At 65.5% G+C, this 15,622-nt stretch carries 12 protein-coding genes; 7 read left to right on the top strand and 5 right to left on the bottom strand.

The features are described 5' to 3' along the window. The first annotated feature begins 3 nt into the window (after nucleotides 1-3). The 3 genes from glmU to ACFSUD_RS03220 are packed head-to-tail and all read left to right on the top strand — an operon-like array spanning nucleotide 4 to nucleotide 3,861. Complete coding sequence (gene glmU, locus ACFSUD_RS03230) at nucleotides 4-1,356, top strand: bifunctional UDP-N-acetylglucosamine diphosphorylase/glucosamine-1-phosphate N-acetyltransferase GlmU (RefSeq protein ID WP_386371418.1); 1,353 nt, start codon at nucleotides 4-6, stop codon at nucleotides 1,354-1,356. A 1-nt stretch (nucleotide 1,357) separates the two neighbouring features. Continuing rightward, entirely contained in the window at nucleotides 1,358-3,178 is a 1,821-nt protein-coding gene (gene glmS / locus ACFSUD_RS03225) for a glutamine--fructose-6-phosphate transaminase (isomerizing) (RefSeq protein ID WP_386371416.1), read from the top strand. Beyond that, nucleotides 3,175-3,861 (top strand): DNA alkylation repair protein, encoded by a 687-nt coding sequence (locus ACFSUD_RS03220; RefSeq protein ID WP_386371414.1) that lies wholly within the window; start codon nucleotides 3,175-3,177, stop codon nucleotides 3,859-3,861. The genes glmS and ACFSUD_RS03220 overlap by 4 nt, the downstream gene beginning before the upstream one ends. A 15-nt stretch (nucleotides 3,862-3,876) precedes the next feature. On the opposite strand, the gene ACFSUD_RS03215 is transcribed toward ACFSUD_RS03220, so the two are convergent. After that, entirely contained in the window at nucleotides 3,877-4,389 is a 513-nt protein-coding gene (locus ACFSUD_RS03215) for a hypothetical protein (RefSeq protein ID WP_386371413.1), read from the bottom strand. A gap of 86 nt (nucleotides 4,390-4,475) precedes the next feature. On the opposite strand from ACFSUD_RS03215, the gene moaA reads away from it, so the two are divergent. From moaA to ACFSUD_RS03200, 3 genes are read left to right on the top strand one after another with little or no spacing between them, the layout of a single operon-like run. Then, nucleotides 4,476-5,483, top strand: coding sequence for a GTP 3',8-cyclase MoaA (gene moaA / locus ACFSUD_RS03210; RefSeq protein WP_386371867.1), 1,008 nt, complete (start codon nucleotides 4,476-4,478; stop codon nucleotides 5,481-5,483). Nucleotides 5,484-5,495: 12 nt separating this feature from the next. After that, nucleotides 5,496-6,779: a 3-deoxy-D-manno-octulosonic acid transferase gene (locus ACFSUD_RS03205; RefSeq protein ID WP_386371411.1), complete on the top strand. Its 1,284-nt coding sequence runs from the start codon at nucleotides 5,496-5,498 to the stop codon at nucleotides 6,777-6,779. Next, nucleotides 6,776-7,858, top strand: coding sequence for a glycosyltransferase family 4 protein (locus tag ACFSUD_RS03200; protein WP_386371409.1), 1,083 nt, complete (start codon nucleotides 6,776-6,778; stop codon nucleotides 7,856-7,858). Before ACFSUD_RS03205 ends, ACFSUD_RS03200 begins: the two co-directional genes overlap by 4 nt. Before the next feature lie 10 nt (nucleotides 7,859-7,868). Here ACFSUD_RS03200 and ACFSUD_RS03195 read toward each other — a convergent pair whose 3' ends face one another. Genes ACFSUD_RS03195 through ACFSUD_RS03180 form a run of 4 tightly spaced genes read right to left on the bottom strand, consistent with a single transcriptional unit; the run spans nucleotide 7,869 to nucleotide 13,465 of the window. After that, nucleotides 7,869-9,035: a M20 aminoacylase family protein gene (locus tag ACFSUD_RS03195; RefSeq protein WP_386371407.1), complete on the bottom strand. Its 1,167-nt coding sequence runs from the start codon at nucleotides 9,033-9,035 to the stop codon at nucleotides 7,869-7,871. 47 nt (nucleotides 9,036-9,082) lie between these two features. After that, the gene (locus tag ACFSUD_RS03190) at nucleotides 9,083-10,426 is read right to left on the bottom strand and encodes an NAD(P)/FAD-dependent oxidoreductase (protein WP_386371865.1); all 1,344 of its coding nucleotides are present in this window, start codon (nucleotides 10,424-10,426) and stop codon (nucleotides 9,083-9,085) included. Between the two features lie 30 nt (nucleotides 10,427-10,456). Further along, nucleotides 10,457-11,620: an acetylornithine deacetylase gene (argE, locus tag ACFSUD_RS03185; RefSeq protein WP_386371405.1), complete on the bottom strand. Its 1,164-nt coding sequence runs from the start codon at nucleotides 11,618-11,620 to the stop codon at nucleotides 10,457-10,459. Between the two features lie 12 nt (nucleotides 11,621-11,632). Beyond that, nucleotides 11,633-13,465, bottom strand: a complete 1,833-nt coding sequence (locus tag ACFSUD_RS03180) for an ABC transporter ATP-binding protein (protein WP_386371403.1) — start codon at nucleotides 13,463-13,465, stop codon at nucleotides 11,633-11,635. Nucleotides 13,466-13,799: 334 nt separating this feature from the next. On the opposite strand from ACFSUD_RS03180, the gene ACFSUD_RS03175 reads away from it, so the two are divergent. Further along, entirely contained in the window at nucleotides 13,800-15,518 is a 1,719-nt protein-coding gene (locus ACFSUD_RS03175; RefSeq protein WP_386371401.1) for a peptide ABC transporter substrate-binding protein, read from the top strand. Nucleotides 15,519-15,622: the final 104 nt, after the last annotated feature.

Genomic DNA, 15,622 nt, shown 5'->3' with positions numbered 1-15,622 from the left:
ATGATGAAAACAGCATTGATCATCCTGGCCGCGGGCAAGGGAACGCGGATGCAGTCCGACCTGCCCAAAGTCCTGCACAAGGTGGCTTTTGCGCCGCTTCTCGAACATGCCATGGCCTCCGGCGCCGCCCTGTCGCCACAGCACACGATCGTGGTGGCCGGGCATGGCGCCGACCAAGTGCGCGCCGCGGCGCAGGATTTCGATGCGGATGCCGAGGTGGTGGTGCAGGAGGAACAGCTCGGAACCGCCCATGCGGTCGCCCAGGCCCGCGCGACGCTCGTCGGTTTCGACGGCATGGCGCTGGTTCTTTACGGCGACACACCCTTCGTGCGCACCGAAACGCTGGAGAAGATGCAGGCGGCTTTGAGCGCGCATGACGTCGTGGTGCTCGGTTTCGAGGCCGCCGATCCGGCGCGCTATGGCCGGTTGATGATGCAGGGCGAGACGCTCGAGAAGATCGTCGAATTCAAGGACGCCTCCGAGGAAGAACGCGCCATCACCCTGTGCAACAGCGGCGTGATCGCCTGCCGCGCCGCCCTGCTCTTCGAGCTGATCGAGGCGGTGGACAACCAGAACGCCGGTCAGGAATATTACCTCACCGACATCATCGGCATCGCCCGCGCCCGCGGCCTCTCGGCCACTGCCGTGACCTGCCCCGAGGAAGAAACGCTCGGCGTCAATTCGCGCAGCGATCTCGCTGCCGCTGACGCCGCCTTTCAGATCCGCGCCCGCGCCGCACTGATGGAGGACGGCGTCACCCTGATGGCGCCCGAGACTGTCTATCTGGCACGCGACACGGTGATCGGACGCGACAGCACGATCGAGCCCAACGTCGTCTTCGGCCCCGGCGTCACGGTGGAATCCGGCGCCACGATCCGCGCCTTCTCGCATCTTGAAGGCTGCCATGTGGCACGCGGTGGGATCGTCGGCCCCTATGCCCGGCTGCGTCCCGGCGCCGAACTGGCCGAGGATGTGAAGATCGGCAATTTCGTCGAGGTCAAGAACGCGCAGATCGCCGAGGGTGCGAAGGTCAATCACCTCAGCTACATCGGCGATGCCACGATCGGCGCGAAGGCCAATGTCGGGGCGGGAACCATCACCTGCAATTACGACGGGGTGATGAAACACCATACCCATATCGGCGCGCGCGCCTTCATTGGCTCCAACACGATGCTGGTGGCGCCCGTGCATGTCGGGGACGGCGCGATGACCGGCAGCGGCTCGGTGATCACCTCGGATGTCGAGGCCGACGCGCTGGCGCTGTCGCGTGCGCCGCAAGTGGAGAAACCCGGCATGGCGAAGAAATTGTTTGAAATATTGACGGCCAAGAAGGCCAGAATGCAGAGAGGCAGCTGATATGTGTGGAATTGTTGGAGTGCTGAGCACGCACGAGGCCGCACCGATCCTCGTGGAATCGCTGAAACGTCTTGAATACCGCGGCTATGATTCCGCCGGTATCGCCACGGTCAATGCGGGCAAGCTCGACCGCCGCCGCGCCGTCGGCAAGCTGGTCAATCTCAGCGACCTGCTGGTGCATGAGCCGCTGGCCGGAAAATCCGGCATCGGCCATACCCGCTGGGCCACCCATGGCGCGCCCTCGGTGATCAATGCGCATCCCCATCAGGCCGGTCCGGTCTCGGTCGTGCATAACGGCATTATCGAGAACTTCCGCGAATTGCGCGCCGAGCTGGCCGCCAATGGCATCAACTGCACCACCGAGACCGATACCGAAACGGTGGCCCTATTGGCACAGCATCACCTGAGCAAGGGGGCGAACCCGGTAGAGGCCGCGAACCGGACGCTCGACCGGCTCGAGGGCGCCTTCGCGCTGGCCTTCCTGTTCGAGGGCGAGGACGATCTGATGATCGTGGCGCGCAAGGGATCGCCGCTGGCCATCGGCTATGGCGAGGGCGAGATGTACGTGGGCTCCGATGCGATTGCGCTGGCACCTCTGACCGACCAGATCTGCTATCTCGAAGAGGGCGACCGCGCGGTGATGACCCGAACTTCGGTCGAGATCCGCGATGCCAAGGGCAATATCGCCAACCGGGCGGTGCGCACGATCGAGATCGACAGCACGCGCATCGACAAGGCCGGGCACAAGCATTTCATGGCCAAGGAGATCGCCGAACAACCCGGCGTCATCGGTGCCGCGCTCGGCCATTACCTGACCCCGGAAGGCGAGATCAGCCTGCCCGGCAAGGGGATCGACTTCACCAATATCGACCGGATCACCATGGTCGCCTGCGGCACCGCTTTTTACGCCTGCCTGACCGCGAAATACTGGTTCGAGCAGATCGCCCGCATCCCTGTCGAGGTCGATGTCGCCTCCGAGTTTCGCTACCGCGAGCCGCCGGTGCCCGACCGCACCCTGGCGATCTTCGTCAGCCAGTCGGGCGAGACCGCCGACACGCTGGCGGCGCTGCGCTATTGCGAGGGTCGTGCGCGCACCATCGCCGCGGTAGTGAACGTGCCGGAATCCTCCATCGCCCGGGAAAGCGACCTGGCGCTGCCGATCCATGCCGGTGTCGAGGTCGGCGTGGCCTCGACCAAGGCCTTCACCTGCCAGCTTTCGGTGCTCTTCATGCTGGCCCTCAAGGCGGCCCGCGACCGCGGAGAGATCAGCACCGAAGCCTTTGCCGACCACATCAGCGCGCTCCGGGGCCTGCCCGCGGTGATCAGCAACGCGCTTGAGCAGAATGACGCCCTGCGCGAGGCCTCGCGCAAGCTGGCCGCGGCGCGCGACGTGCTGTTCCTCGGGCGCGGGCCGATGTATCCACTGGCCCTCGAAGGCGCGCTGAAGCTCAAGGAGATCAGCTATATCCACGCCGAGGGCTATGCCTCGGGCGAGCTCAAACACGGGCCGATCGCGCTCATCGACGAGAACGTTCCGGTGGTGGTCATGGCCCCCCGCGATGCGTTGTTCGACAAGACCGTGAGCAATATGCAGGAGGTCATGGCGCGCAAGGGCAAGGTGGTGCTGATCTCCGATCAGACCGGGCTCGCCGAGGCGGGCGAAGGCGTGTGGGCGCAGATCGAGATGCCACACTGCGCCGATGCACTGACCCCGATCCTCTACGCGATCCCGGCGCAATTGCTGGCCTATCACACCGCCGTCGCCAAGGGCACGGATGTCGACCAGCCGCGCAACCTCGCCAAGTCGGTCACCGTCGAATGAGCGAGCAATCGCCTCTCGAGCAGCTCGAAGCCCTGGCCGATCCGGCCCGGGCGGAGAGCATGCGCGCCTATCACAAGGCGGAACGGCGCTATCTCGGGCTCGCCAACCCACAGATAAACGACCTCACCGCCGAGTGGCGCGCGGCGCTTGACCTGCCCGCGCGCGTGGCGCTGGCCGATACGCTTTGGCGGAGCGATATCTTCGAAGCACGGATCGCCGCCGCCAAGCTGCTCACCCAGGCGCGGATGCGTCCCGACGACGGCGCGGCCTGGCGGCTGATCGTCTCCTGGGTGCCGGATTTCGACAGCTGGGCAATCGCCGATCACGCCTGTATGGCAGCGCAGAAGCGCCTGATCGCCGATCCGTCACGGCTTGACGAAGTTGCAGGCTGGGTCACATCGGATCTGCTGTGGCAACGCCGCGCGGCGCTGGTTTCAACCCTGCCCTGGACCAAGCAGAACAATCCCAAGCCCGATGAACTGGCGGTACGGGACCGCGTGCTCGGCTGGGCGGCGGAAATGGTCTCGGATCAGACCTGGTTCATCCAGAAGGCCATCGCCTGGTGGCTGCGCGAGCTCGGCAAACACGACCCGGCCCGTACCCGGGCCTTTCTCGCGGAACACGGCGGCAAGATGCGGGTCTCCATGGCGAAGGAAGCGGCACGACTTCTGCCGAAGAGCTGAAACGAGGCGGGCGGATCAGCCCGCCAGCGCCACCTGCATCTCGGTCAGATCGGTCAGCGACGCGCCGAGCAGGCGCAGGGCGGCCAGTGACATCCGGCTGCCCGCAGTCGGCGGTCCCTCGATCGGGATCAGCGTCACCTGCGCCGATTTGCCGGTCTTCGGATTGGTCACCCGACCGGCCTGCTCGGCCTTGACCAACGGAGTTTTAAGCCAGAGCCCCGGTTCCGTCGGACTGCCAAGCGAGACCACGGTATTCCCGAGCTGTCGGCCCGCTCCCGCACTCGGTGCCGTCGCGGCGGCGCGTTGTTCGGGGGTCGTGGTATCGAGCGTCTCCGCGTTCGTGGCCGAGGCCGGGGGACGCGGCGCCGAGGCCAGTGTCGCGCTCGTCCCGCTCGCGCCATCCTCCGCCGAAGCCATATCACCGGCGTCGGCCCCGGGTGCCGCGCTCCCGAGCCCCATGCGTTGCGCCATATCGCCACAGCCCACAAGGGCGAGCGTCGAAACCATCGTCAGGATCAATCGTGTCATGCGAACAGCTTAGCCGCGCCGCCCGGCCCCGGCAATCGGCGAAATCCCCGCTTGCCCCGGCTTCGGCGGATCACTACCTATGGAGCATGACCATGCCCCTGATCGACCCATTCGCGCGCGCCATCACCTACCTGCGGGTCTCCGTGACTGACCGGTGCGACTTCCGCTGCGTCTATTGCATGTCCGAGAACATGACATTCCTGCCGAAAAAGGAATTGCTGACGCTTGAGGAGCTCGACCGGCTGTGCAGCACTTTCGTCGATCTGGGGGTGCAGAAACTGCGCATCACCGGCGGCGAGCCGCTGGTGCGGCGCGGCATCATGACGTTTTTCCAATCAATGTCGCGTCACCTCGACAGCGGCCGCCTGCAGGAGTTGACCCTGACCACCAACGGCAGCCAGCTCGAACGTTTCGCCGATGATCTCTATGCCGCCGGGGTGCGCCGGGTGAATGTCTCGCTCGATACGCTCGACGAAAAGAAATTCGCCGAGATCACCCGCTGGGGCCGCCTGCCCCAGGTCCTGCGCGGCATCGACGCGGCACAGCGCGCCGGGCTGCGGGTCAAGATCAACGCGGTGGCGCTCAAGGGCTTCAACGAGGAAGAACTGCCACAGATTACCCAATGGTGCGCCGCGCGCGACATCGACCTCACCTGGATCGAGGTGATGCCGATGGGCGACATCGGCAACGAGGACCGGCTCGATCAATATTGGTCGCTGAAGGACGTGCGCGCCAAATACGCCGAGCATTACACGATCACCGACCTGGCCGAGCGTACCGGCGGCCCTGCCCGCTATGTGCGGCTCGAGGAAACCGGCCAGAAGATTGGCTTCATCACCCCGCTGAGCCATAATTTCTGCGAAAGCTGCAACCGCGTGCGGGTGACCTGCACCGGCGAGATCTACATGTGCCTCGGTCAGGAAGACGTCGCCGATCTGCGCGCACCGCTGCGGGAGCATCCCGAGGATGACGCGCCGCTTCAGCAGGCCATCCGCGCGGCGATTGAGCGCAAGCCCAAGGGTCATGATTTCGACTATTCCCGGCAGCGGCTCGACGGGCAGATGCCGCGTCACATGAGCCATACCGGCGGCTGAGAGGCACTGCCCTTGCAGACCCCCTTTCTCTACCGCGCCTGGGTCGCGGCGAGCACTTTACTGGTGCCTTTCGTGGCGCGCCGCGAAACCGCCAAGCTGCGCCGGGCTGGAATGTCGGTGCAGCGCGCCCACGAGAAGCTCGGCCACGCCAGCGCGCCGCGCGCGCCGGGGGCGCCGCTGATCTGGTTCCATGCCGCCTCGGTCGGCGAAAGCCTCGCCGTGCTGGCGCTGATTGCCCGGATCGGGGTCGCCCTGCCGCGTGCCACCTTCCTGATCACCTCTGGCACCGCGACCTCCGCCAGGCTGCTCACCCGGCGTCTGCCGCCGCGCACCACCCATCAATTCGCCCCGCTCGACGCCCCCGGCCCGTTGAAGCGCTTCCTGCGGCACTGGCAGCCCGACGGGGCGGTTTTCGTGGAGAGCGAACTCTGGCCGCAGATGCTGCGCCGCACCCGGGAGAGCGGCGCGCGCATGGCGCTGGTCAATGCGCGGCTGTCGCAGGGCTCCATCGCCGCCTGGCGCAAGCGACCGCAGCTGGCGCGCTACATGCTCGACGTCTTCGACCTGATCCTGACCCAGAACGACGCCATGGCCGACGCCATGGTCGAGATCGGCGCGCCGCCCGAACGGGTGGCACGGGGCATCAATCTCAAATCCATGGCCGGTCCGCTGCCGGTCGATGAAGACGCGCTTTTCGAGGCCCGCGCGGCGCTTGGCCACCGTCCCGTCTGGGTCGCCTCCTCGACCCATCCCGGCGAGGAGAAACCAGTGCTCAAGGCCCATGCGGAGCTGCTGAAGCGTTGGCCAAACCTCTGCCTGATCCTCGCCCCGCGCCATCCCGAACGCGGCGATGAGGTCAGCACGCTGATCAACGACGCCGGGCTCACCCAGACAAGGCGCAGCCTCGGCGAACAGCCCGGCGCGCAGGTTTATCTCGCCGATACTCTCGGCGAGCTCGGCACCTGGTACGCGCTGACCGGCATGGTATTTCTCGGCGGTTCCCTGCGCGAGATCGGCGGTCACAATCCCTATGAGGTGGCGCAGTCGGGCGCCGCGGTGCTCTCCGGCACCCATGTCGCCAATTTCGCCGAGACCTTCGCTGCGATGGAGATCGCCGGGGCCGCGAAGCTGGTCGCCGAGGGCGCGGATCTGACCCGGCAACTGGCGCAATGGCTGGAGGAGCCGACGGCGTTGCAGCAGACCCGGCGCGCCGCTACCGACTTTGCCGAAAGCCAGACCGACCGGCTCGACGGGATCGCCGAACGGCTCATCAAGGCGCTGGAGCTGGCGCCATGACCAAGCGCTTCACCGCCCGCGAGATCCAGGTCATCGCGCCTAATTTCAAACGCCGCCTTTCCGGCGTCACCGCCACCATCGTGCGGCTGGTGCCGGTGCAGGCCGAGGACATCGCCATCGTCGCCACCGGTCCGGTGCTGCCCGAACATGTGCCGCAAATCCCGCTCGGCCACCTGCTGACCCTGCCCCGTCGCGGTCCTGACGGCCCGCGCGTCTGGCACGCACGGCGCAATGTCGAGATGATCGGCGGGCTGGCACTGAAATATCTGGCGGGCAAGAAGCTGAAACTGCTGTTCACCTCTGCCTCGCAGCGCCAGCAGAGCGGCCTTACCCGCTGGCTGATCCGGCGCATGGACGCGGTCGTCGCTACTTCCGAGCGCACCGCCGCCTATCTTGAGATTCCCGCACAGGTGATCATGCATGGCATCGATATCGACACCTTCCGCCCCGCCCCCGACCGCGCCGCTCTGCGCGCCCGCATGGGTCTGCCCGAGAGCGGCCCGCTGATCGGCTGCTATGGCCGGATCCGCGCCCAGAAGGGCACCGACGCCTATGTCGAGGCGATGATCGAGGTGCTGGGGCGGCACCCGGATGCCACGGCGCTGGTCATGGGCCGCGCGACCGAGGCCCATGCCGCTTTCGAGCGTGGGCTCAAGGAAGAGGTCGCGGCCGCCGGGCTCTCCGAGCGGCTGTTGTTCCTGCCCGAAGTGCCGACCGACCAGATCGCCAATTACTATGCGGTGCTCGATCTCTATGTCGCGCCGCAGCGCTGGGAGGGTTTCGGCCTCACCCCGATCGAGGCGATGGCCTGCGGCTGTCCGGTGGTGGCCACCCGCGTCGGCGCTTTCGAGGCACTGGTGGTGCCAAGCGAGACCGGGCTGCTGGTGCCGCCCGATGACATCAAGGCACTTGCCGGTGCGGTCGATGCAGCGCTCAGCGATGCCCCGCGGCTGGCGCGCTGGCGCGACCGGGCGCGCGATCATGTCGAACGAAACTTCTCGATCGCCACCGAGGCGGCCGCATTGGTGGCGCTTTACCGGCGTCTGCTCAACGACGAAGGGCCAGCGCCGATGCGCTGACCGCCGGGGCTCATCCCGCGATGGGCATCCGCTGTTCGACGATCCCCGCCCACCAGCTGCAGCCCGCCGGGATCGCCTCGTCGTTGAAATTGTATTCCGGGTGATGCACCGCCGCCGTGTCGCCGTTGCCGACCAGAATATAAGCCCCGGGACGCTCTTCGAGCATGAAGGCGAAATCCTCACCGCCCATGATCAATGGCGCCACGTCACATTGCCCGGAAATGCTGCGCGCCACCTCGGCGGCAAATTCGGTCTGCGCGTCGTGGTTCACCATCACCGGGTAATTGCGCGTGTAGCTCAGCGTCGCCCGCGCCCCGAACATCGCCGCCACCCCGTCGCAGATCTCGCCCATGCGCCTCTCCGCCAGATCGCGCAGCGCGTTGGACATAGTCCGCACCGTGCCCTTGATCGAGACCCGCTGCGGGATCACGTTGAAGGCCTTTGACGAGGTCTCGAACGAGGTTATCGAAACCACGATCTGCTCGACCGGATCGGCATTGCGGCTGACGATGGTCTGCAGCGCCAGCACCAGATGGCTGGCGACAACGGTGGTGTCGATGGTCTCGTGCGGCTTGGCAGCATGGCCGCCCAGCCCTTCGATCTCGATCTCGATCAGGTCGGTGGCGGCAAAAAAGGCACCCGGACGGATCGAGAAAGACCCGGTCGGCCGCCCCGGCCAATTGTGCATTCCATAGACTTCCTGCACGCCCCAGCGCGCCATCATCCCGTCATCGCACATCTCCTTGCCGCCGCCGCCGCCCTCTTCGGCAGGCTGGAAGATCACCACCACGCTGCCGTCGAAGTTCCGGGTCTCCGCCAGATATTGCGCCGCGCCAAGCAGCATCGCCGTATGTCCGTCATGGCCGCAGGCATGCATCGCATTGGCGGTCTTTGAAGCATAATCGAGCCCGGTCTGCTCATGGATCGGCAACGCGTCCATGTCGGCGCGCAGCCCGATGACCTTGCCCGAGGCGGTGCTGTTGCCCTTGATTACCCCGACAACCCCGGTACGCCCGATCCCCTCGACGACCTCGTCACAGCCAAATTCGCGCAGCTTTTTCGCAACCAGCGCCGAGGTGCGATGCGTGTCGAACAGTATCTCGGGGTTTTCATGAATGTCGCGGCGCCAGGCGGTGATGTCGGCGTGCAGTTCGGCGAAACGGTTCTTGACGGGCATCAGGTTTCCTTTGGTCGGTAGGGGTAATTCCGGGTGTAGCGCGGTGATCAGACGTCCGGCCCGGGGCGGATCGGGCTGCCGTCGCTGAACCGCGTGGCACGGAATCTGCGCAGATCATGCCCCGGATCGCGCCCGCATACCAGAGCCGCCAGCACCTTGCCCATCCCCGGCCCGATGCCAAAGCCATGGCCCGACATGCCGGTCCCGATGGTCAGGCCGGGCAGCTGCGCGCAGCGGTCCACAACCGGGACGATATCGGGCATGGTGTCGATCATCCCGGCCCAGACGCATTTCAGCTTTACTTCGGGCAGGCCCGGAAACAATTCCTCGAAATCCCGGACCAGCTGCGCGATGCGCCGCCGGTTCGGCGCCGGATCGAGAATGCGCATTGCCTCGAAAGGCGAGGTCTCGTCCGCCGCCCAGCGCCGCGCCGTGCGCCAGCCATCCGGAAATCCTTGGGGCGCGCAGGGCAGCAGCCGATGGCCAAACGGATCGGCGCGCAACTGGGCGATGAATTTCGGCAGCGCGCGAAACGCGTCCGGACCTATGAACAATTCCGGTGCACCGGGCGGCGCCAGGGTATAGCCGCCATCCGCGCGGCGCCGGAACGCGACCCTCGCCGTGGCGACGGCCCCGGCATGGATGTCTGGCAGGGGGCCGGTGGCGGCAACATTTTCGCGCACCGAAAGCTGCGGCAGCGCAACCCCTTGATTGCGCAGGAAAAGCGCCGACCACACCCCGCCCGCCAGCACCACCTCCGGCGCGGCGATGCGCCCGGCCTCGGTGATCACCCCGACGACCCTGCCCCCCGCGATATCGAGTGCGCGCACCGCACAATTCTCGACGATCCTGACCCCTTCGGATGCCGCCAGCGCCGCCAGGGCGGGCACCGCGCGCCAAGGTTCCGCGCGCATGTCGCTGGCCGTATGCAGCGCTCCGACGCAAGGCTGGCGCAACGCCGGAAACATCCGCGTCACCTCGCCACTGCTGAGTATCCGGCTGTCGATCCCGAGCGCCTGCGCATGTGGCAACCACGCGTGATGCGCCGCCATCTGCCGCTGGTCGGTCGCAAGATAAGTAATGCCACCTTGCACCAGCCCGATGTCGCTGCTGCATTGCCGGGCCAGCTCGCACCAGAGCCGGTTGGCCTCCATCATGATCGGCAGTTCCGCCGGATCGCGGCCCTGCTGGCGGATCCAGCCCCAGTTGCGGCTTGATTGCTCGGCCGCAATGCGCCCCTTCTCCAACAACGTCACGCGCAGCCCTTGGCGGGTCAGATAAAGTGCGGTGCAAACCCCGATCACCCCTCCGCCGATCACCACCGCATCGGCCTCTGCCGGTGCCGGGCCGGGATAGGCGACCGGGCTCAGCACGTTAAAGGGAAAGGACATCATTCGGGGAAACCGCGCTGCAAGCCGCGCCTAGCCCTGCAGGCGCCTGAGCAGACGGCGCATGAAATCATGCCCCGCCTCGAACTGCGCCACCTCGATATACTCGTTCGGCTGATGCGCCTGCGCAATGTCGCCGGGGCCGCAGATCACCGCCGAATACCCGGCCTGCTGGAACTGCCCGGCCTCGGTGCCATAGCTGACCTTGTGGCTGGCATTGTCGCCGGTGAGACTGCGCACCAGCGTCTCCGCCTCGCCGTTCTTCTCCGGTTCGAGTGCGGGCACATCGAAACGCGGCGTCACCTCGATATAGGTCTCCGGCACCACCGATTGCATCTGTTTCTCGACCCGGCGCACCTCCTTGAGATAGGCCATGCCCCAGGCATCCTTGTTCTCGCCCGGCAGCACCCGGAAATCCATCGCGAAGCGGCATTCCTTGGCGGTGATGTTATGCGCGGTCCCGCCGGAGATCATCCCGACATGCACCGTGGTGAAGGGCGGATCGAACATCGCGGCCAGCTCGTCCGGCTTGTCGGCCATGTTCTCGGTATTCATGTCATTGGCCCATTCGATCAGCTTGGCCCCCGCCATGATCGCGTTAACGCCGGTATGCATCAGCGAGGAATGCACCTCGAAGCCGACCAGATGCGTATCAAAGCCGATGCCGCCCTTGTGCCCCGTGACCGCCTGCATCCGTGAGGGCTCGCCCACGATCACCGCCGAGCCCTTGGGCAGCACGCCCTGCATCGCCGCGATCATCGGCGGCGCACCGGTGCAGCCGATCTCCTCGTCAAAGCTGAGCGCCAGCTGCAGGGGGCGCTTCGGCGTGCCATATTGCGCCTCGACCAGCGCCCAGATCGCCAGCGCGTCGAACCCCTTCATGTCGCAGGTGCCGCGCCCGTAATAGCGTCCGTCCTTCTCGGTGACGCTGAAGGGATCGCTCTCCCATGGCTGGCCGTCAACCGGCACCACATCGGTATGACCCGACAGCACGATCGCGCCTTCGACCCAGGGACCGACATGGGCAAAGAGCGCGTGTTTGGGCTGATCCGGGTCGATATAGCGGTGGCTCTCGATACCATGCGCGGCAAGGTAATCGGCAACCCAGTCGATCAGCGGGATGTTGCTGTCGCGCGAAACGGTCGGAAAGCTCACCAGTTTCCGCATCAGATCGAGAGGGCTGAGACGCTCGGCCATGTTCTACTTCCTTCAATACCCGCTGTCGGTTTCGAGCACCAGATGCCCCGGCTCGACCTCTTTGTAAACAGAAGGTTGCGCCGTGTAGCCGACCGGGTGGATGGGCGATGGAATGGGCTTGAAGTTGAGGTCTTTCTCATCCTTGCGCTGGCGCGGATCGGCGATCGGCACCGCCTTCATCAGCGCTTGGGTATAGGGGTGCTGCGGGTTCTCGAAGAGCCGCCTGCGCGAGCCGAGCTCGACGATTCGGCCCAGATACATCACCCCGACCTGATGGCTGACCCGTTCCACCACCGCCATGTCATGGCTGATGAACAGGAAGGACAGCCCCATTTCCGCCTGCAGTTCCAGCATCAGGTTGAGTACCTGCGCCTGCACCGAGACATCGAGTGCCGAGACAGCCTCGTCGGCGATGATCAGCTTGGGGTTCAGCGCCAGCGCCCGGGCAATGGCCACGCGCTGGCGCTGCCCGCCGGACAGCTCATGGGCAAAGCGGCGCATGAAGCTGCGCGGCAGCTCGACCCGGTCAAACAGCATCTCGACGCGTTTCTGGACCTCACCGCCTTTCAGCGTGCCGTAATTATGGATCGGCTCGGCGACCTGTTCGGCCAGCTGCATCTGCGGGTTGAGCGAGGCAAAGGGATCCTGAAAGATCATCTGCATGTCGAGCCGCGCCATGCGCAAAGCGCCTTGGTTCAATGCCATGATGTCCTTGCCATCGAGCGTCACATGCCCCGATTGCGGTTCCACCAGCCGCAGGATCGAGCGCCCGGCCGTCGATTTGCCGCAGCCCGATTCCCCCACGAGGCTCAAGGTCTGGCCGCGGTTGATGGTAAAGGAGAGATCCTCGACCGCGCGGACATTGGCGATGGTGCGCCGCATCAAACCGCCGGTGACCGGAAAACGCGTGGTCAGGTTCTCGACCCGCAACAACACCTCGTCGCTGCCCGTGATCGGCACGATTTCCTTGTCCTTGGTGCCGAGCAGCTTCATCGGCTCGGGCCAGTCCTTGCCGCGCATCTCGCCGAGCTTCGGGACCGCCGCCAGCAGCGCTTTCGTATAGGCGTGCTGCGGGTTCTCGAAGATCTGCGCCACCGACCCTTCTTCGACCTTGTTGCCCCGGAACATCACCACTACGCGATCGGCCATCTGCGCCACCACCGCCATGTCATGGGTGATGAACATTACCGCGGTGCCGGTCTCGCGCTTCAGCCTGTCAATCAGCGCCAGTATTTCCGCCTGAATGGTCACATCGAGCGCCGTGGTCGGCTCGTCGGCAATCAGTAGCCGCGGCTCGCAGGCCAGCGCCATGGCGATCACCACGCGCTGGCGCATGCCGCCCGACAGCTCATGCGGATATTGCTTCAGACGGCGCTCGGGCTCCGGGATACGCACCTGCCGGAGCAGCTCCAGCGCCCGTGCCTCGGCCTGCGCGCGGCTCATGTTCTTGTGCAGACGCAACCCCTCGGTAAGCTGCTTGGCGATGGTGAACACCGGGTTCAGCGCGGTCATCGGTTCCTGAAAGATCATCCCGATCTCGTTGCCGCGGATATGGCGCATCAGCTCCTGACCGGAATGGGCCAGATCGATGACCGCGTGATCCTTGCGGTCAAACAGCAGTTCGCCCCCGGCGATTTCGCCGCCGCCATATTCCACCAGCCGCATCAGCGACAGGGAGGAGACCGATTTGCCGGAACCGGATTCGCCGACCACGCAGACGGTTTCGCCGGGGTTGATGTCGAAGGAGACATTCTCGACCCCCACCACCGGCCCGTCCTTGGTCTGGAATTCGACCCGAAGCCCCTTGATCTGGGCAATCGGCGTGGCCGTTGGCTGATCCAGCATCCTGATCTCCGGTGACTTGCTGCGCTGGCATGAACGCTACGGCCAAGCCCGTGCCCCTGTCAAACACCGCGACGGCGACGCCACGGCACGCGGGATGTACGCATGGATGCGCGCCGCCTGTCTCGCGCGCCCGGCCCCGGACGGGGGCTTGCTTTTTCGCAAGAACCGGTTTTCGATGAAGTCATGCGTTCTGGCGGTTTCGCGACAATCAAAGATGGCATCTGCCTGCGGATCATCACGATTCCCGCGCTTTCCCGCCGGGCGCGAAACGGTCGGCATCCGTTACCGGCCGCAAAAATGCGACACGCGGAATGTGTCCAACTGGGAGAAAAGTATGAAGATGAAGACCCTATTGATGGGGGCGGTCGCATCGGTCGCCTTCGCCCCTTCTGTCCTCGCGGAAGGCCACGAGGGCGAGCGTGGCCGGGATGGCGAGGTCAAGATCATCTATTGGCAGGCGCCCTCGATCCTGAACCCCTACCTGTCGGGGGGCACCAAGGACATGGAGGCCGCCTCGCTGGTGATCGAACCGCTCGGCCGCTATGACGAGACCGGCGCGCTGGTGCCCTACCTCGCCGAGGAGATCCCGACGGTCGAGAATGCCGGGGTCAGCGAGGACCTCAAATCGATCACCTGGAAACTCAAGCCCGACCTCGTCTGGTCCGATGGCAGCCCGGTGACCACCGAAGACGTGAAATTCACCGCCGAATATTGCATGCATCCCGAGGGCGGCTGCGCGCAGCGCGCCAAGTTCGACGGGGTCGAAAGCGTCGAGATCATCGACGATCTGACGGTCAAGGTGACCTTCTCCGAAGCCAAGCCCAACCCCTATGGCCCGTTCATGGGCGCCCAGTCCCCGATCATCCAGAAGGCACAATTCGCCGATTGCCTCGGTGCGCGCGCGCCCGAATGTACCGAGGCGAATTTCAACCCGATCGGCACCGGCCCGTTCAAGGTCAAGGAATTCCGCCCCAATGACGTGATCACCATGGAGGCGAACGAGAATTACCGCGAGGAAGGCAAACCGGCCTTCGCGAGCCTCACCTTCAAGGGCGGCGGCGATGCCACGGCGGCGGGACGCGCGGTGATGGAGACCGGCGAGTTCGACTATGCCTGGAACATGCAGCTTGCCCCCGATGTGCTGCAGAAGATGGCCGAAGGCGGCAAGGGCAAGCCGATCTCGGCCTTCGGCACACTGGTCGAACGGATCGAGATGAACCTCACCGACCCTTCGCCCGATCTGCCCGAAGGCGAGCGCGCCACGGTGCAGCACCCGCATCCGATCCTCTCGGACGAAAAGGTGCGCCGGGCACTGTCGATGGCAATCGACCGCGAGCTGCTGGTCGAGATCGGCTACGGCCAGTCGGGCCGTGCCACCTGCAACCTGGTCCCGGCCCCGGCGCTCTATGCATCGGACAATACCGAATGTCTGACCCAGGATCTCGAAGGCGCCAAGGCGCTGCTCGAGGAAGCGGGCTGGAGCGACAGCGACGGTGACGGGGTGCGCGAGAAGGACGGCGAGAAGCTCTCGCTGCTGTTCCAGACCTCGACCAATGCGGTGCGCCAGGATTTCCAGGCGTTGATCAAGGATTGGTGGAACCAGATCGGCGTCGAGGTCGAGCTGCGCAACATCGACGCCTCGGTGTTCTTCGGCGGCGATCCGGGCTCGCCCGATACGTTCCAGAAGTTCTATGCCGATGTCGAGATGTACGCCAACAACTTCGACGGCACCGATCCGCAGGCCTATCTGGCGGAACGGCGCTGCGACAATGAGCCGAAACCGTCGAGCCAGTGGCAGGGCGAGAACATCAACCGCTTCTGCTCGGAGGAATACGACGCGCTGCTCGATGAGCTGTCGCGCACCGGCGAGATGGAAAAGCGCGGCGAGATCGCCAAGCAGCTCAACGAGATGCTGACCAAGGAAAGCATGAGCCTGCTGCCGCTGGTCGATCGCGGCCGGGTCTCAGCAGCCTCCAACACGCTCGGCGGCGTGGTCCTGAACACCTGGGATTCGGAGCTCTGGAACGTGGCTGACTGGTATCGGGTCGAGTGACTTGTTTTCCGCGCGGCGCATCGGGGATGGGGAAGGTTCCTGTCACCGGGGCGCGGCGCGGGGGACCTGGGGATGGTTAAGGATGGGTGAAATCACCCATCCTA

It is taken from the genome of Sulfitobacter aestuarii, from assembly GCF_042685005.1.
Lineage (GTDB): Bacteria > Pseudomonadota > Alphaproteobacteria > Rhodobacterales > Rhodobacteraceae > Sulfitobacter > Sulfitobacter aestuarii.
The sequence above is the reverse complement of the archived record's forward strand: the minus strand, read 5'-3'. Positions and strand labels throughout refer to the sequence as shown.